Below are 16041 nucleotides of genomic sequence, written 5' to 3' on the forward strand. Positions count from 1 at the left end.
TTTCTTCATGTGATTGCGTTATTTCTGGTATGACATTCTGCTGAAGGCATCATGCTGGTGGATGCTTTCTTCATTGCGGCATTCGAGTTCAAAGCCTTTGACCCAGTCGAGTTCTACGAGATCATAGGCAATCAGACGGATGAGGTCCTCTACAAAACGCGGATTTTCATACGCGCGTTCTGTGACCATCTTTTCATCCGTACGCTTCAGGATCGGGTAGAGCTGGGAGGAGGCGTTGATCTCCAATACTTCATACAGCTGCTCCTTATGGTCTTCAGGCAGTTCTGCTTCAGGGTCGATGTCGAGCAACACTTTAACATAACCGCGCTGGTTGTGGGCGCTGTATTCGCTGATCTCCTTGGAGCATGGACACAGTGTTGTGACCATCGCGGTCATGCCGAGCTGCTTGCGCTCGACGCCTGACTCTGAGATCCTCATCGAATATTTTACATCGGCATGGGCCATGCCGGAAAGCTGAGTGTGTGGGCTCGGTTTTGAGAAGTACCATTTGCCATCTGCCGTCATTTCCGCTTCTTCCTGGTGCATGCGGGCACGCAGTATTTCCAGAACTCTTTGGAGTGTTTCGAATTCAAGCGGTACGCCTGCGTTATTCTCTGTTTCCAGAGATTCCAGTATGCGGCTCATATTGATGCCTTTTTCGTTCTTTCTCAGGCTGGTTGCAAGCTCGAAAGTACCAACGGACTGGAAATCCCCGATGACGACCGGATAGCTCAGGTTGTTGATGCCTACAGAGTCGACTTCAAAAAGAAAGTCTTTCTTTGAGCTCTGCAGATCCACCATCATTTCCTTCTCGACCGGTTTCATACCTTCAATCGGGTCGACGGAGCCGAAGTGCCTGAAACGCCCCTCTCTAGTAGTAAGATCCAATTCTTCCATGTTTCTACTCCTTAATCTATATCATAACTGTAGAATGATTCATTTTTCATCCACATCTGGCGGACGGCTTCACTTTCCTGGGTGTTGCCTGCAAGCGTTCTGAGCAGTGGGCCTGTCTGTGATTCGTGGGCCGCCATGATCTTCTCCTTGCGTGCTTCATAGCCTTCGATATCGACAATGATATCCGGCTCGCCAAGGTCTTCAAGTGTATTATTGCTGAAGGCGACGAGCTGCAGCTTCGGACGGTCGGCTGCCGGCATTTCGGATACGGCTGCAACAACTGCTTCTGCAGTGGCTTCGTGGTCCGGATGGACGGAATAGCCGGGATAGAAGGTGATGATCCTGCTCGGGTTGAGCTCATCTATCATGTCTCTCACGACACCTTTGAGATGCCCGGGTGCTTCGAATTCGAGTGTCTTGTCGCGATAGCCGAGCAGTCTGAGGTCATCGAGACCGATCAGTCGCGCACTTTCCTCGACTTCTTTTTTGCGTATGCTGTGCAGTGATTCCCTTGTTGCGAATGGAGGATAGCCGAGGTTTCTTCCCATATCGCCGAAAGTCAGGCAGGCGTATGTGACAGGTACACCCATATCGACATAGCGGCTCATTGTCCCACTTACTCCAAAAGCTTCATCGTCCGGGTGGGGGAAGATGACGAGTACTTGCCTTTCTTTTTCCATAGCTGCTCCTCCTATTTAAAGAACTCTTTTGTAGAAATTTCGAGTGCAGTGGCCAATTTTCCATCGTAGTTGAATCCGTGCATGATGAACTCATCGTTCTCATTGACTTCAAAATGCGTCAGTCCGAGAACGTAGATCCAGCCACCGTTATCAAGCTTCAGACCGACGCGGAATTCGCCGTTGATGCCGCCTTTGACAGCACCTTGCGTATATGTGACCGGGACATTCCTCAGGAACATGCCCGCGTTGAATACTTGTTCATCCATGTGGCTGGCATACATGCCGCTTGTGACTTCCACATGGACGTATACCTGCTTGTTCTGATAGCTGTTAAGCAGCTCCTGAACCTGTTCATGATTGATTTTCTCCATTGATATGAGCGCTCCTTAAAATAGCATAGATAAAAGAGATAGTCGTACTATCTCTTTTAAAAAAACCGACTATATTTGTTCGTCCGTAACTTCAATCTGCTCTACAGAATTGAATGCACCGTGCCGGACGACACCGACGTGGTCGTTCATTTTCCAGCCGTTCTTGATTGCTGAAGTGACGAATGCCTTGGCGTTCCGGATCGCTTCGAGCGGCTCCTGGCCATTGGCAAGGTTCGCTGTGATTGCTGCTGCGAACGTACAGCCGGCGCCGTGGTTGTAGGATGCGTCTATCTTATCACTTGAAAGCAGGTGGAAGGCTTTGCCATCATAGTAGACATCAACAGCCTTGTCGCCTTCGATTTCGGAACCGCCTTTGATGATGACATGCTGTGCACCTTTCTGGTGGATGACTTCAGCACATTTCTTGGCTGCATCCAGCGTTTTCGGTGTTTTATAGCCAGCAAGCTGTCCTGCTTCGAAAAGGTTTGGTGTAACGACTGTTGCATGCGGGAGCAGATGCTCGACCATCGCGTCGACGAGCCCAGGGTTCAATACTTCATCATCGCCTTTGCATACCATGACAGGATCTACAACAAAGTGCTTCGCATCACTGTTCTGATATGCGTGCTTGCTGCGTTCGATGACTTCTTCAGAAGGCAGCATGCCGGTCTTGATGGCGTCCGGTGAAATGGAAAGCGCCGTCTCGATCTGGGCGTCAAATACATCCAAAGGAATCGGATTGACACCGTGGGACCATGTTTCAGGGTCCATCGTCACAATCGTAGTCAGTGCGGTCATGCCGTACGTTTCATGCTCCTGGAATGTCTTCAGGTCTGCAGCAATTCCTGCGCCGCCGCTTGTATCAGAACCCGCTATTGTGAGTGTCTTTTTAAGTGCCATGAGTCTATTCCTCCAATATCGTTGATAATATTATATTTTACTATAATCAGGGGTATATTTCTAGAGACATGCTTGTTTAGATGATATAATCAAACTTTAGACAGAGGTGAGAATTCTATGGAATGGAAAGAAGTTTTTCAATCAATCAAAGAAGAAAATGACTTTACGGAACTGGAATCGACACTTGAAGAAAAGTACAGCAATGGGAAGGTATTCCCGCCACGTGAACAGATATATACCGCTTTCGAGCTGACCTCATTTGAAAACGTAAGGGTAGTCATACTCGGACAGGATCCGTATCATGGCGAAGGGCAGTCGCACGGCCTTGCATTTTCAGTCAATGAAGGTGTCAAAGTGCCGCCATCCTTGAGGAACATGTACAAGGAGCTGGAAGATGACCTCGGCATCGTCAGGACGGGAGGCAGTCTGAGAGACTGGGCGAAGGAAGGTGTCCTTTTGCTCAACACGGTGCTGACAGTGGACGCCAATGATGCGAATTCCCACCGCGGTCTCGGTTGGGAGCCGTTTACGGACGGTATCATCAGACACGTCTCCGACAACCTCGAGCATGTCGTCTTCATTCTATGGGGGAAACCAGCCCAGAAGAAGGAGAAGCTGATCGATACGTCGAAGCACTGCGTCATCAAGTCCACCCATCCGAGTCCGCTGTCTGCCTACAGAGGGTTCTTCGGAACGAAGCCCTTCAGCCGCACCAATGAATATCTGGAGGCCCATGGCAGAAGACCGGTCGACTGGAGTGAACACGAATGAAGCGTGAAATCATTGCGGAACTGAAGCAGGAACTTCATAGGATGGAAGTGGCCAGCCAGCCGCATGAATTCGAAAAGCATCTGTATGCGATGGAACGCCTGCTCGGACTGCTGAAGACGAGTGCAGGTGACATTCCGGCGGCATCTGCGCCAACGGCTGGGGCGTCTGCCGGGCAGTCATTGTCGGAACAGGACCGGATGATGCTCGAACAGATGGGCGGCCGGCCTGTACAGAACCGCGGGGCACAGGAACCGCTGACTAAAGAGACACTCAGGACAGATGACGGTTTCGGCAACGGCGAGTCGCTGTTCGATTTCTAGAATGATCCAAAGGAGAAAATAAATGAAAACTTTCATCATACTCGGAGCGGTCAACGCGCTCATTTCAGTGGCGCTTGGTGCCTTCGGTGCCCACGGCCTTGAAGGCAAGATCAGCGAACACTATATGAGCGTATGGGAAAAAGCTGTCTCCTATCAGATGTACCATGCTCTAGGCTTGCTTGTCGTCGGTATTCTCGTACAGGTGACGGGTGCACCGCTGCTTGGCGCTGCCGGCTGGTTGATGCTGCTCGGCATCATCTTTTTCAGCGGCTCGCTCTACATTCTCGCCATCAGTGGCATCTCCATCCTTGGCGCAATCACCCCAATCGGCGGCGTCCTTTTCCTCGCCGGCTGGATATGCCTGATCATCGGCATGATCAAATTATAATTTTTATTGAACCCCGCTTCGGCGGGGTTTTTCTTTTGGGAAAATGAGTGTTGGGACGGGGCAGTGCGGGTTGGGGGCCCAATTAACGTTCGTCGCCTCCACGAATGACAGTTAACGCTCCAATTAACATTCGTCGTCTCCACGAATGACAGTTAACGCTCCAATTAACATTCGTCGTCTCCACGAATGACAGTTAACGCTCCAATTAACGTTCGTCGCCTCCACGAATGACAGTTAACGCTCCAACTAACGTTCGTCGCCTCCACGAATGACAGTTAACGCTCCAATTAACGTTCGTCGTCTCCACGAATGACAATCAGCGCTCCGCCCGCCATCCTCTTCCTCTCTCCACCCAAACAAAAGTGTTTACATTTTCCACCTGGTGGTATATAGTTATATACGTAACTATATAACAAGTTGAGGAGGATGCGTATGTCGGGAATGCTTAACGATAAGAAACCGATCTTTGAGCAGATCAAGGATTGGGTCAGTGACCAGATTATCGACGGCACGCTCAGACCACACGACCGGATTCCTTCGACGAATGAAATCGTCCAGTTCTACAAAGTGAATCATCTGACGGTTGCGAAAGGTGTGAATCAGCTAGTGGAGGAAGGCATCATATACAAAAAGCGTGGTGTGGGCATGTTTGTTGAACCGGAAGCGAGAAGTGTACTGCTTGGTGACCGGAAGGACAGTTTTGTCAGTGAATACCTGGAACCGATGATGCAGGAGGCGGCGAAATTAGGATTTACAAGACAGGAGATTGAAGGATTGATTCAGGAGATGGAGGGGAATATGAATGACGAATAGTGTATTGGAAATCAAGAATGCGTCTCTCGATATAAAGAAGGATAATGTGCTCGAAGATATTACGCTGAAGATGGAGCAAGGTAAGGTCTATGGACTGCTCGGACGCAATGGCGCCGGCAAGACCACGCTACTTTCACTGATTGCTTCATTCAGAAAACCGACGCGTGGATCGATTACGATTGATGGACAGGATCCGTATGAAAATGAAGCACTGATGCCGCAGGTGGATTTTCTCTATGAGGTGGACTACTCGGAGGAGTACCGGACGCCAATGGACCTGTGCAAGCTGACAAAACGGTACAAGGACAACTTCGATCTTGATTATGCAAAAACCCTCTTTCAGGGATTCGGCATCACTTACGACAAGCCGATCAATCGCATGTCGAAAGGACAGCAGGCGGCGGTGAATGCCATCATCGGCCTGGCGTCGAATTCTGCAATCACTATTTTCGACGAAGTGACGAACGGCATGGACGCGCCTTCACGGGAATACTTCTACCAGAAAGTGCTGGAGGCGAATGAACGTCACCCGAGAACCATGATCCTCTCGACGCACATTGTTTCCGAGATGGAGTACCTTTTTGATGAAGTCATCATCATCCATCACGGTAGGGTGCTGGTTCAGGAACCGCTCGATCTGTTCCTCGAACGGGGCTTCAGGGTTACGGGACCGGAAGAGAAAGTCGCTGAATTCACTCACAACATGGATGTGCTGGCCAGACAGAATCTCGGGCCGACCCGCTCCGACATGGTGCTCGGCCGCATGGATGAAGCGCAGCAGGCAAAAGCAAGGTCAAGCTATCTCAACATTTCACCTTTGAAATTGCAGGAGCTTTTCATAAGAATGACTGAAGAGAAGGAGAGTGTGCAATGAATAATAAAGTGAAGCTGGCAACAATGGATTTCTCGAGCCAGATTTTCAAATGGACGCTTTGGTACTTGCCGATCATGGTGATCATCTATATTCTCGTATCGATATTCCTGAGTGATCCCGAAATAGACGGGATGTCATTCTACGCCATGTCGCTCTCAGCAAATGAAATCTTCATGCTTGTATCCGGAATTCTGAGTGTGTTCATGTTCCTTGAACTATCGATCAGCCTCGGACTGACGAGACGGACTTTCCTGAGATCGATGCTTCTGACGGGCGGCATCATCACCATCGCGCTCGCCGTCATTACGGGTATCATTTCAGTCATCATGGGTCTGATGCCATGGTTTGGCACCGGCCTCGTCATGGGGCCGCTTGAAAGCAGTCCAGTGGCCCATGTAATTGGACATCTGCTGACGACTTTCACGTTCTTCCTCGGTGGCTTCATCATCAGCATCGGATTCTACCGCGGCTTCCTTGGCGGCATGATATCCATTGTGCTGAGCCTATGTATCCTGGTCGCCATCGATTCTCTGTGGATGTGGCAGACAAGAGGGACGGTATTCGACATGGACGTGACACAGTATGCTTCAGGCAACCTGTTCATGACAATCATCTTCAGCCTGTTCCTGATCTTCTTCACGATTGCGATTCTGCAGTCGCTTGTCCGTTCAGTGCCGGTCAAAGTCAAATAGCACGAAAAGAGACCCCCTCATCCCGAGGGGGTCTTCTATTTCAAGGCATGAGCATTCTACTTGCTGCTTCCGCCTTTTTTACGGTTTTTGAACTTTTTGATGATGAATGGCAGTGCCAAAGGGATAAGTTTGCGTAGTATTCTTCCCATCGTGATTCCTCCCAACTCTTTCGATAAGTGCATTCATTTTATATATAACCAATCAGGTGAATATTAAAACCTGAACCTTATCTGAAGAAGGCGGAAATATTTTCGACCGGCAGGTGGACGCCGACGAAGAAGTCCCCAAAGTCGCCGTAGCGGGCGGATACTTCGTCAAATCTCATCTCATAGATCAGTTTCTTGAACTGCAGCATGTCATCAGAGAAGAGTGTCACACCCCATTCGTATTCGTCGAGGCCGACGGAACCGGTGATGAACTGCTTGACCTTGCCAGCATAGCCGCGGCCGATCATGCCGTGGGAACGCATGAGTTCACGGCGTTTCTCCATATCGAGCATATACCAGTTGTCATCTCCCTGGCGGCGCTTGTCCATTGGATAGAAGCAGATGTAGCGGGATTTCGGCACTTCCGGATAGAGGCGCTTTCTGACATATTCATTCTGGTATGGGTCTTCGTCGGATTCCTTGGCAAGATAGTTGCTGAGTTCGACGATGGAAACATACGAATAGGATGGAATGAGGAAGTCGCTGATTGCGAGCTTGTTGAATTCCAGTTCCAGTGTATTGAGTTCATCGATTGTCGGACGCAGCATCCAGAGGATCAGATCAGCCTTCTGGCCGGTGATGTTATAGAAGGCATAGCTGCCTTCATTTCTCTTGTGCACTTCTTCCTGGCGTTCGATGAAGCCTTTCAATTCTGAAACAAGTGTGTTCATCTCTTCTTCTTCAAGCAGGCGGAGGGATGTCCAGTCCACATTGTAGAGAAGGTGAAGACTGTACCAGCCATCAAGTGTTTGCGCAGCTTCATTCATTAGTGTATCTCTCCTTTTTTGATATCTGCTTTCATTCTACTCGATAAGAAAACGTTTTAAAAGCACATGGGGATGAAATAATGTGACAGAAAGAGTATAATATAGCGTATGTAAAGGCTAACCAAGGAGGGTATTATGAGTCAATTCATCGAAAATCTCAAAACGAACCTGGAAGGTAAAAACATCGAAATCGTATTTCCGGAAGGCAACGACCCGAGGGTCCTCGGGGCCGCTGTGGAACTTGCTGAAACATCCTACGTCAAACCGATCATTCTTGGCAACGCATCAGAGCTTGAAGCACTGGCTGATAAAGAGCAGCTGGATATCAGCGCGCTCGAAACCATCAATCCGGTCGATTATGAAGATATGGAGATGCTGGTGGACGAATTCGTCAAGCGCCGTAAAGGCAAGGTGACTGCAGAACAGGCACAGGAAATCCTGAAGGACGTCAATTATTTCGGTACAATGCTCGTGCATACGGGACGTGCGAAAGGTCTTGTATCAGGTGCTGTGCACTCGACACCGGACACAGTCCGCCCGGCACTTCAGATCATCAAGACGAAACCTGGCGTCACACGCACAAGCGGTGTATTTTTCATGCTGCGGGAAGATGAACTGTACGTCATGGGAGACTGCGCCATCAATCCGGAACTGAACGCTGAAGAACTGGCTGAGGTTGCGGTCGAAACTGCCAAGACGGCAAGAAGTTTCGAGATGGACCCGCGTGTTGCGCTGCTCAGCTTCTCCACAAGAGGCTCTGCGAAGACCGAAGAGACGGAAAAGGTGAAGCTTGCGACCCAGTATGCGAAAGAGAAGCTGCCTGAAGTACCGATCGACGGGGAACTTCAGTTTGATGCGGCATTTGTACCGAGTGTGGCAGAGAAGAAGGCACCGGATTCCGAACTGAAGGGGCAGGCCAACGTATTTGTATTCCCTTCCCTTGAAGCAGGCAATATCGGCTACAAGATCGCCCAGCGACTGGGTGGATTCGAAGCCTATGGACCAATCCTGCAAGGTTTGAACAAGCCGGTCAACGACCTCTCCCGTGGATGCTCGAAAGACGAAGTGTTCACACTCGCACTGTTCACTGCGACCCAGGCACTGACATTGGATAATGCATAAGCTTTTTTCCGAGCACTGGCATTATATTCCGATTGAGGCCACGCCTCATCCTTATATGTCGTTTGCCATGGATGATACGCTGCAGGAGATGGTGACGGATGATGGCATCCCGAAATTCAGAGCCTGGGTGCATCATCCGTTCGTCATCCTGGGACTCCATGATGCAAGGCTGCCCTTTCTGAAGGATGGGCTCGCCGAGCTTGAAAAGGCTGGATTCGACTATATTGTCAGAAACAGCGGGGGACTCGGTGTGGTATTGGATCATGGTGTACTGAATATTTCACTCATCCTGCCGAAGGCGGAAGCCGCGCAGATTGATGATGGATATGATCTGATGCTTGAACTTGTACGGGGGACATTCCCTGATGCAGATATCGACGAAGGCGAGATTGTGCACAGCTACTGTCCGGGCAGCTATGACCTCAGCATCAACGGCCGCAAGTTTGCCGGCATCTCCCAGCGTAGAATCCGGCAGGGCGTGGCGGTGCAGATCTACCTCTGTGTCACCGGCAGCGGTGCGGCACGTGCAGAAATCATGCGTAAATTTTATCACGCGAGCAGAAAGCAGTCAGAGACCAAGTTTTCCTACCCGGATATACAACCTGATGATATGGCGTCACTGAATGAGCTGCTTGAAGCGGACTATACGGTCGAGTCGGTGCTTGAACGGATGCTCGATATCATCCGGCAGTCCGGTTCCATCGAATTCCTGCCGGAGATGGATGACAGTACCCGGCAGCGGTATGCGTACCATCTTGAGCGGATGAAAACACGCAACAGGGACATCCATCCCGACAGATGAAAATGGAATGTATCGAGACCACCCGCCGAGGGTGGTCTTTAATATATGCAAATCGGCGTTTAATCCTTTTATGGAAGTGGAATATATTCTAAAAAAGGAGTGGATCTTGATGGCCGATGAAAAGAATAGAAGAATGACGACTGAAGAAGACGAGCAGCAGCTCAAAAATAAAAAGAACAAGGGACCGGAAGGTGAAGTGAAGGAAGATGTGCCGCCGGACAGCCCGCCTGAGCAGGCAAATAAAGAGGAAGCTGAAAGAAAAGATGATGTCCAGAAGCAGAAGGACGAGAAGGAGCCGCTCGATAACGAAGAGGACGACTGACATGTCCTGAATCCAGTACCTATGCGGGGTTGCCTATCTTTGGTAACCCTTCTTTTTATGATATTATAGTGATAAGGGAGGCCGTTCGGATGACAGTGAGTGAATATGGAAAAAAGCAGCTTGTAGAGGAAAAGGTCTTCAAAGACCCGGTACATCGATATATTCATGTACGCGATCAGGTGATATGGGATCTGATCAAGACAAAGGAATTTCAGCGGCTGAGAAGGATCAAACAACTCGGCACATTATATCTGGCCTTCCATTCCGCAGAGCATTCAAGGTTCAATCATTCGCTTGGTGTATATGAAATTGTGCGGCGCATGGTCGTCAATTTCAGGGAGTTCAAAGAGTGGGATAATGAAAACCGGCTGCTGGCATTGGCTGCAGCGCTGCTCCATGACCTCGGTCATGGACCATTTTCCCACTGCTTCGAGACAATCTTCGATACGGATCATGAGGAATTTACACGCAGAATCATTCTCGGCAATACGGAAGTGAATGCCGTACTGAAAAGGGTGAGTGTGGACTTCCCGCTTGAAGTCGCGAAAGTCATCGACAAGACGCATGAAAATAAACTCGTCATCAGCATGATTTCAAGCCAGATCGATGCCGACCGCATGGACTATCTGCAGCGCGACTCCTACTATACCGGTGTCAGCTACGGCAACTTCGACATGGAACGCATACTCCGTGTGATGCGTCCAGGCAAGGAAGAGGTCATCATCAAGGAAAGCGGCATGCATGCAGTCGAGGACTACCTGATGAGCCGCTATCAGATGTACTGGCAGATCTACTTCCATCCTGTCTCAAGAGGCGGGGAGGTGCTGCTTGATCTTGCGCTGAAGCGTGCCAAGTATCTGCACGAGGATGGCTACGAATTCAAGCAGGCACCGAAGTACTTCATTCCTTTCTTCGCAGGGGATGTGACCGTCGAGGACTACCTGCGTCTCGACGAGATGGTCGTCAATTTCTATCTGCAGGAGTGGATTCATGAAGACGATGAAATACTGAGCGACCTTGCCCACCGTTTCGTCAACCGCGACCTGTTCAAGTACTTGCCGTTTGACGGTTCAGTGATCACCATATCGGAGCTCGAGGCGCTGTTTGAAAAGGCCGGCATTCCGCCGGAGTACTACTTCTTCAGCGATTCCTACTCCGATCTGCCGTATGACTATGACCGGCCGGGATCGAAAAGCAACCGCAGGCCGATCCATCTGAAGCGCGACAATGGGGAACTGCGCGAAATCAGTACACAGTCGGCGATCATCCACAGCATCACCGGTGTCCATCGCATGGACTCGAAGCTCTATTACCCGAAAGAGAAGATTCTTCAGATAGAAGACCTTGAAACAAAGGGCGAAATTATAAATCTACTTAATGAATTGGCATAGGAGTTTGATAATATGACGAACGACTCTAATGATAAGAAGCCGGGATTCAAATTCAATATCATCAATAATGACCCGCTCGATGGGCACAAGGGCCAGAATATCGGTTCGATCAGCCTTGAGAATGTGGCACCGGTCTATGTGGCGGTCGACACCCAGGAAGTCTTCATAGATATGGGCGGACTGCACGCGCGTGCAGAGGTTGAACGGCGCGTCAAATGGGTGACCGACAAGTCGGAAGTCGAAGGCGAAGATGCAAAATCATACTGGCTCGTGTGGGTGACCGTCGAACGCCTGAAAACGGGTCCCGTCTATAGCGGTGTGGCAGCATGCTTTGAAATGGTCAACCGGACGAAGCGCCGCGGCTACAAGCTCATGCCGGAGCACGTCAATATGATGGACCGCTCCATGAAGGGCAAGATCGACCTGAACGAAATGGATCCACAAAGCCGTTCCTCGCTGAAGTCATTCCTCCAGTCCCACAATAGAGAGATATGGGACAACTCGACTGCACTGCAGGAAGAGATGAAGCATGACTAAATGTGACGGTATTGTGTCAAAGGCCGAAAACGATTGCAGATTGCTTTTCTGAAATATAAAATGAAACTAGTTATACATGCTATAGCTAGGACACGGTGGCCAGGAGAGATCCTGGTCACTTTTTTTATTTATTTTTCTCCCATGAGGGTATGGTCAAAAGACAGGAATATAAGGGGAACGGTCCGTATATGGACATAGTCTACATAGAGGCGGTATGTTATAATTTATCTTACTTGCAGGTGATAAAATGGAAAGACAGGAAGCAGTATACAAGATCAATCAGGTTGTAGATATGGCAGGCGATAGAAAACGTTATGAGCAGACAGTCAAAGCTGAAGTGATAGAACGGAATGACCGCTATCTCCGATACACGGAGCAGCTCGATGAGTATGAAATTGATGTCGTCGTCCGTGTCGGTTCGGACTACATCAAGATCCAGCGGCGGGGCATCATCAATATGAACTTTCATTTCCGGCAGGGGGAGACGACGGACACATTCTATGAATCCCCGGCAGGCAAGCACCATTTCCGCATCATGACGACGGCACTGGATATCGAAGGATCCGCCATCGATATCCACTACGAACTGTATGACCTGGATGGCAAACTTGGAAACTATCACTATAAAATCAGGAAAGTAGGGTAAGCGATGGATTTGAGGCAGCAGCTGAAAACAGCAATCGAAGCAGCAGTTAGAAGCACCGGGCTGGTGGAAACCGTACCGCCGGTCAAGGTGGAAGTACCAAAAGAGAAGGCGAACGGAGACTTTTCAACCAATATCGCCATGGTGCTTACAAAGGAAGCGAAGCGCAATCCGAGGGAGATTGCCCAGGCGGTCATCGATCATCTCGACTATGATGCAGCCAGTGTGAAGTCCGTGGATATCGCAGGACCCGGATTCATCAACTTCAAGATGGATGAGGCGTCGCTGACGAGCATCATCAATAAAGTGCTTGATGAAAAAGAACGCTATGGCAGCACAGCAGCCGAGAACCCGCAGAAGGTACTGATCGAGTATGTCAGTGCCAATCCGACGGGTGACCTCCACATCGGGCACGCCAGAAATGCGAGCGTCGGTGACACACTGGCGAACGTCATGGCATTTGCCGGATACGATGTCACACGTGAATACTACATCAATGATGCAGGGAATCAGATCGAGAATCTCGCACTGTCCATCGAAGCGCGCTATCTTGAAGCACTCGGACAGGAGCTCTATATGCCTGAAGATGGCTATATGGGCAAGGATATCCAGGTGATCGGCGAAAGGCTCGCAAAGGAGTCGCCTGAACTGCTCGAAACATCAAAAGAAGACCGTGTGAGAATGTTCCGCCAGATGGGCGTCGATTTCGAAATGGAAAAGCTGAAGCAGGATCTGCACGATTTCAACGTGCATTTCGACAGCTGGTTCAGTGAAACAAGCCTCTATGAGAAGAATGAAGTGACCGCAGCACTCGATAAGATGACCGAAAATGGCTACACGTATGAAGCGGACGGGGCACTGTGGCTGAGAACGACCGATTTCGACGATGACAAGGACCGTGTACTCAGAAAACAGGACGGGACATACACCTACCTCATGCCGGACGTTGCCTACCACTATGATAAGGTCGAGCGTGGCTACGACAAGCTGATCAATCTGTTCGGTGCAGACCACCACGGCTACATCAAACGCCTGAAAGGGGCACTTGGTGCACTCGGCGAATCACCGGAACGCCTTGAGATCCAGATCATGCAGATGGTACGTCTCATTGAAAATGGCGAAGAGGTCAAGATGAGCAAGCGTACAGGAAAAGCCATCACACTGCGCGACATCATCGATATGATCGGTGTCGACGCCAGCCGCTACTTCCTGGCGATGCGCAGTGCGGACACGCATTTCGATTTCGATCTGGAACTTGCGAAATCCGAATCGAGCGACAACCCGGTCTATTACGCACAGTACGCCCATGCACGCATCTGCTCCATCCTGCGTCAGGCTGAAAGTTCCGGTCACACGCTGGATGAAGGTGCCGACCTTGATGTGATCGTGCATGACCAGGCGCTTGAACTGCTGAAGAAACTGGCCGATTTCCCGAATGTTGTCAAAGGTGCAGCAGAAAATCGTGCGACACACCGCATACCGAACTATATTCAGGAACTTGCCGGGGCGTTCCATAAATTCTACAACGCAGATAAAGTACTGACGGACGATGCAGCCAAGACGGCCGCCTACCTCCTCATGATCGAGGCGGTAAGGCAGACGCTTGAAAATGCACTCGGACTGATCGGCGTCTCTGCCCCGGAACAGATGTAATCCACTGCCCCTGCCTGATGGCGGGGGTTTTACATATTATGATAGAAAACAACTGAGGAAGTGATGGATATGAATAATAAACTGGCAGTTTTTGTACTCTCACTCCTGTTCATACTGGCGGGATGCAATTCGGTCGAGGAAGGTGTTGAAGATACACCGCTTGAAAACCAGCGCATCGTCTCGCTGATTCCGAGCAATACCGAAATCGCTGTGGAAATGGGACTTGAACACAGATTGGTCGCTGTAAGTACAGAGGATGATTATCCGGAATCGATTGTCGATAATACCGATCTGATGAAACTGAACGCATTCGAGCTCGATGAAGAGGCACTCATCAGTCTTGAACCGACGCACATTCTGGCACATGAATCTGCCGAATCGGTCTATGGAGACATACTGGACCGTGTGGCAGAGGCGACTGAGTCCGAAGTGCTGGTGGTCGACGATGCACAGTCCATCGAAGATATCTATACATCGATTACCGATATCGGCGAGTTTCTGAATGAAAAAACGGCTGCCGAGCGGCTGAACGAAAGTATTGAACGGGACATCAACATACAGCGCAGCATCTTTGAAGACCGCGCCGAATCCATTGACGCCTTCGTTCATATTTCGCCTCAGCCGGAACTCTACACTGCAGGGGGCAACACGTTCATTTCAGATGCACTGTCCGAAATATACATCGACAATGCATTTGAGGACCTGGAAGGATATCCGGCCGTCAGTGCGGAGGATGTCGCTGAACGTAATCCCGACACGCTGATATCCATCGTGGGCATGGAAGACGCAGCACTTGCGGAATCCATTGAAAATACACCCGGATTCTCGGAGCTTGCCATCAGTGAAGCGGAAAACCAATGCAATATTTCGCCCGATCTGCTGTCGCGTCCGGGTCCAAGAATCGCCGAAGGACTGAAGGCGGTCGGCCGCTGCGTCTATGAATAGGCATGCAGCAGTACTTTTCCTGGTCATCCTGATGACTGCGGCTTTGAGCCTTCTCATTGGTTCGGCCGACCTTTTCGAACTGACACGCACCCAATGGCAGAACATCATCTTCAACATCCGGCTGCCCCGCGTGCTGTCTGCAGCAGTGCTCGGGGCGACACTTGCAATGAGTGGTGTCGTTTTTCAGGTCGTCCTTCGGAATCCGATGGCGGACAGTTTTACGCTTGGCATGGCCAACGCAGCGGTTCTTGGCAGTGCCGCTGCCGTCACGACCACACTGCCGCTCTTCGCCCGGCCGCTCTTCAGCATTATTGCCGGGCTACTGGCACTTTTTATCGTACTGGCGGCTGCAAGGCGTCTTGATACAGCCTACCGTCCGGAAACACTGATCATCATCGGCGTCCTGCTCGGTGCCATGATGAGCGGTGTGCTATATATCATCGTCCTGATTGCCCCCGCCCAGACGGAGTCGATTGCCCGCTACATGTTCGGTTCCCTTTCGGGTTCCAGCTATGAAGTACTGCTGCTGACAGCAGCACTGGCTTTACTATCCGGCATCATACTCCATCGCAGCGGCCGTGCACTCGACCTGCTCAACCTTGGAGATGCGAGAGCGTACAGTCTCGGGGTGGACGTGAAAAAAGTCCGCCCGCTGCTGCTCATCACCGCCTCCATCCCACCGCTTGTCGCCATCAGCTTTACCGGCATGGTGGCGCTTGTCGGCATCATCGTGCCCCAGATGATCCTGTACTTCAGACCACTCATGTTCCGCCCGCTGCTCATACTTTCTGCGCTTTACGGTGCGCTCTACATCATTATTGTGGATACCGTCGGCCGTACCATCATCGCACCCATCCAGATTCCGACCGGTGTCATGGTGATGATTTCCGCAGTACCGCTCTTTATTTTCCTCATGTATAAAAGGGTGCTTGTCTCCCGCCGGTAGT

Annotated in this window: 20 protein-coding genes; 15 read left to right on the forward strand and 5 right to left on the reverse strand. The window is 50.4% G+C overall.

Annotation, left to right across the window (positions count from 1 at the left end; translation table 11 throughout):
* Window positions 1-18: 18 nt before the first annotated feature.
* The 4 genes from folE2 to thiD all read right to left on the reverse strand — a co-directional run bounded on the left by folE2 (window position 19) and on the right by thiD (window position 2848).
* The gene (gene folE2, locus J4760_RS06110) at window positions 19-897 is read right to left on the reverse strand and encodes a GTP cyclohydrolase FolE2 (protein WP_145290021.1); all 879 of its coding nucleotides are present in this window, start codon (window positions 895-897) and stop codon (window positions 19-21) included.
* Window positions 898-908: 11 nt separating this feature from the next.
* Window positions 909-1577, reverse strand: a complete 669-nt coding sequence (bshB2, locus tag J4760_RS06115) for a bacillithiol biosynthesis deacetylase BshB2 (RefSeq protein WP_237605107.1) — start codon at window positions 1575-1577, stop codon at window positions 909-911.
* Between the two features lie 11 nt (window positions 1578-1588).
* Window positions 1589-1948, reverse strand: coding sequence for a DUF1806 family protein (locus J4760_RS06120; protein WP_145290027.1), 360 nt, complete (start codon window positions 1946-1948; stop codon window positions 1589-1591).
* A 69-nt stretch (window positions 1949-2017) separates the two neighbouring features.
* The gene (gene thiD, locus J4760_RS06125) at window positions 2018-2848 is read right to left on the reverse strand and encodes a bifunctional hydroxymethylpyrimidine kinase/phosphomethylpyrimidine kinase (RefSeq protein ID WP_145290030.1); all 831 of its coding nucleotides are present in this window, start codon (window positions 2846-2848) and stop codon (window positions 2018-2020) included.
* Window positions 2849-2965: 117 nt separating this feature from the next.
* Between thiD and J4760_RS06130 the strand changes: the two genes are divergently transcribed.
* The 6 genes from J4760_RS06130 (at window position 2966) to J4760_RS06155 (ending at window position 6706) form a co-directional block, all read left to right on the forward strand.
* On the forward strand, window positions 2966-3619 hold the full coding sequence (locus tag J4760_RS06130; protein ID WP_237605108.1) for a uracil-DNA glycosylase: 654 nt from the start codon (window positions 2966-2968) through the stop codon (window positions 3617-3619).
* A complete protein-coding gene (locus J4760_RS06135) occupies window positions 3616-3939 on the forward strand; it encodes a DUF5327 family protein (protein WP_237605109.1) in 324 nt (107 codons plus the stop codon). Before J4760_RS06130 ends, J4760_RS06135 begins: the two co-directional genes overlap by 4 nt.
* Window positions 3940-3961: 22 nt before the next feature.
* On the forward strand, window positions 3962-4327 hold the full coding sequence (locus J4760_RS06140; RefSeq protein ID WP_145290040.1) for a DUF423 domain-containing protein: 366 nt from the start codon (window positions 3962-3964) through the stop codon (window positions 4325-4327).
* A 432-nt stretch (window positions 4328-4759) separates the two neighbouring features.
* Window positions 4760-5140 carry a GntR family transcriptional regulator gene (locus J4760_RS06145; RefSeq protein ID WP_145290043.1) on the forward strand — a complete coding sequence of 127 codons (381 nt, stop codon included), beginning with the start codon at window positions 4760-4762 and terminating at the stop codon, window positions 5138-5140.
* Window positions 5130-6014, forward strand: a complete 885-nt coding sequence (locus J4760_RS06150; RefSeq protein ID WP_237605110.1) for an ATP-binding cassette domain-containing protein — start codon at window positions 5130-5132, stop codon at window positions 6012-6014. The genes J4760_RS06145 and J4760_RS06150 overlap by 11 nt, the downstream gene beginning before the upstream one ends.
* Window positions 6011-6706: a hypothetical protein gene (locus tag J4760_RS06155; protein WP_145290049.1), complete on the forward strand. Its 696-nt coding sequence runs from the start codon at window positions 6011-6013 to the stop codon at window positions 6704-6706. Before J4760_RS06150 ends, J4760_RS06155 begins: the two co-directional genes overlap by 4 nt.
* 226 nt (window positions 6707-6932) lie before the next feature.
* On the opposite strand, the gene hemQ is transcribed toward J4760_RS06155, so the two are convergent.
* A complete protein-coding gene (gene hemQ, locus J4760_RS06160; protein WP_237605111.1) occupies window positions 6933-7679 on the reverse strand; it encodes a hydrogen peroxide-dependent heme synthase in 747 nt (248 codons plus the stop codon).
* 135 nt (window positions 7680-7814) lie between these two features.
* On the opposite strand from hemQ, the gene pta reads away from it, so the two are divergent.
* From pta to J4760_RS06205, 9 genes are all read left to right on the forward strand, one after another.
* The gene (gene pta / locus J4760_RS06165; protein WP_145290054.1) at window positions 7815-8801 is read left to right on the forward strand and encodes a phosphate acetyltransferase; all 987 of its coding nucleotides are present in this window, start codon (window positions 7815-7817) and stop codon (window positions 8799-8801) included.
* Window positions 8794-9603, forward strand: a complete 810-nt coding sequence (locus J4760_RS06170; protein WP_237605112.1) for a lipoate--protein ligase family protein — start codon at window positions 8794-8796, stop codon at window positions 9601-9603. Before pta ends, J4760_RS06170 begins: the two co-directional genes overlap by 8 nt.
* A gap of 109 nt (window positions 9604-9712) precedes the next feature.
* Complete coding sequence (locus tag J4760_RS06175) at window positions 9713-9925, forward strand: hypothetical protein (RefSeq protein WP_145290059.1); 213 nt, start codon at window positions 9713-9715, stop codon at window positions 9923-9925.
* 89 nt (window positions 9926-10014) lie between these two features.
* The gene (locus J4760_RS06180; protein WP_237605113.1) at window positions 10015-11316 is read left to right on the forward strand and encodes an HD domain-containing protein; all 1302 of its coding nucleotides are present in this window, start codon (window positions 10015-10017) and stop codon (window positions 11314-11316) included.
* A gap of 12 nt (window positions 11317-11328) precedes the next feature.
* Entirely contained in the window at window positions 11329-11853 is a 525-nt protein-coding gene (locus J4760_RS06185; RefSeq protein WP_145290065.1) for a YwhD family protein, read from the forward strand.
* A gap of 247 nt (window positions 11854-12100) precedes the next feature.
* Window positions 12101-12499: a YwiB family protein gene (locus tag J4760_RS06190; protein ID WP_145290068.1), complete on the forward strand. Its 399-nt coding sequence runs from the start codon at window positions 12101-12103 to the stop codon at window positions 12497-12499.
* Window positions 12500-12502: 3 nt separating this feature from the next.
* Entirely contained in the window at window positions 12503-14149 is a 1647-nt protein-coding gene (argS, locus tag J4760_RS06195) for an arginine--tRNA ligase (protein WP_237605114.1), read from the forward strand.
* Between the two features lie 69 nt (window positions 14150-14218).
* Window positions 14219-15094, forward strand: coding sequence for an ABC transporter substrate-binding protein (locus tag J4760_RS06200; protein WP_237605115.1), 876 nt, complete (start codon window positions 14219-14221; stop codon window positions 15092-15094).
* Window positions 15087-16040 (forward strand): FecCD family ABC transporter permease, encoded by a 954-nt coding sequence (locus J4760_RS06205; protein WP_145290076.1) that lies wholly within the window; start codon window positions 15087-15089, stop codon window positions 16038-16040. The genes J4760_RS06200 and J4760_RS06205 overlap by 8 nt, the downstream gene beginning before the upstream one ends.
* Window position 16041: the final 1 nt, after the last annotated feature.

It is taken from the genome of Salinicoccus sp. ID82-1 (genome assembly GCF_021991715.1).
Taxonomy (GTDB): Bacteria; Bacillota; Bacilli; order Staphylococcales; family Salinicoccaceae; genus Salinicoccus; species Salinicoccus cyprini.

What these genes read in the sequence shown, in the direction of transcription:
- folE2 (WP_145290021.1), bottom strand. Translation starts at nt 897, where the DNA reads ATGGAAGAATTGGATCTTACTACTAGAGAGGGGCGTTTCAGGCACTTC.
- bshB2 (WP_237605107.1), bottom strand. Translation starts at nt 1,577, where the DNA reads ATGGAAAAAGAAAGGCAAGTACTCGTCATCTTCCCCCACCCGGACGAT.
- J4760_RS06120 (WP_145290027.1), bottom strand. Translation starts at nt 1,948, where the DNA reads ATGGAGAAAATCAATCATGAACAGGTTCAGGAGCTGCTTAACAGCTAT.
- thiD (WP_145290030.1), bottom strand. Translation starts at nt 2,848, where the DNA reads ATGGCACTTAAAAAGACACTCACAATAGCGGGTTCTGATACAAGCGGC.
- J4760_RS06130 (WP_237605108.1), top strand. Translation starts at nt 2,966, where the DNA reads ATGGAATGGAAAGAAGTTTTTCAATCAATCAAAGAAGAAAATGACTTT.
- J4760_RS06135 (WP_237605109.1), top strand. Translation starts at nt 3,616, where the DNA reads ATGAAGCGTGAAATCATTGCGGAACTGAAGCAGGAACTTCATAGGATG.
- J4760_RS06140 (WP_145290040.1), top strand. Translation starts at nt 3,962, where the DNA reads ATGAAAACTTTCATCATACTCGGAGCGGTCAACGCGCTCATTTCAGTG.
- J4760_RS06145 (WP_145290043.1), top strand. Translation starts at nt 4,760, where the DNA reads ATGTCGGGAATGCTTAACGATAAGAAACCGATCTTTGAGCAGATCAAG.
- J4760_RS06150 (WP_237605110.1), top strand. Translation starts at nt 5,130, where the DNA reads ATGACGAATAGTGTATTGGAAATCAAGAATGCGTCTCTCGATATAAAG.
- J4760_RS06155 (WP_145290049.1), top strand. Translation starts at nt 6,011, where the DNA reads ATGAATAATAAAGTGAAGCTGGCAACAATGGATTTCTCGAGCCAGATT.
- hemQ (WP_237605111.1), bottom strand. Translation starts at nt 7,679, where the DNA reads ATGAATGAAGCTGCGCAAACACTTGATGGCTGGTACAGTCTTCACCTT.
- pta (WP_145290054.1), top strand. Translation starts at nt 7,815, where the DNA reads ATGAGTCAATTCATCGAAAATCTCAAAACGAACCTGGAAGGTAAAAAC.
- J4760_RS06170 (WP_237605112.1), top strand. Translation starts at nt 8,794, where the DNA reads ATGCATAAGCTTTTTTCCGAGCACTGGCATTATATTCCGATTGAGGCC.
- J4760_RS06175 (WP_145290059.1), top strand. Translation starts at nt 9,713, where the DNA reads ATGGCCGATGAAAAGAATAGAAGAATGACGACTGAAGAAGACGAGCAG.
- J4760_RS06180 (WP_237605113.1), top strand. Translation starts at nt 10,015, where the DNA reads ATGACAGTGAGTGAATATGGAAAAAAGCAGCTTGTAGAGGAAAAGGTC.
- J4760_RS06185 (WP_145290065.1), top strand. Translation starts at nt 11,329, where the DNA reads ATGACGAACGACTCTAATGATAAGAAGCCGGGATTCAAATTCAATATC.
- J4760_RS06190 (WP_145290068.1), top strand. Translation starts at nt 12,101, where the DNA reads ATGGAAAGACAGGAAGCAGTATACAAGATCAATCAGGTTGTAGATATG.
- argS (WP_237605114.1), top strand. Translation starts at nt 12,503, where the DNA reads ATGGATTTGAGGCAGCAGCTGAAAACAGCAATCGAAGCAGCAGTTAGA.
- J4760_RS06200 (WP_237605115.1), top strand. Translation starts at nt 14,219, where the DNA reads ATGAATAATAAACTGGCAGTTTTTGTACTCTCACTCCTGTTCATACTG.
- J4760_RS06205 (WP_145290076.1), top strand. Translation starts at nt 15,087, where the DNA reads ATGAATAGGCATGCAGCAGTACTTTTCCTGGTCATCCTGATGACTGCG.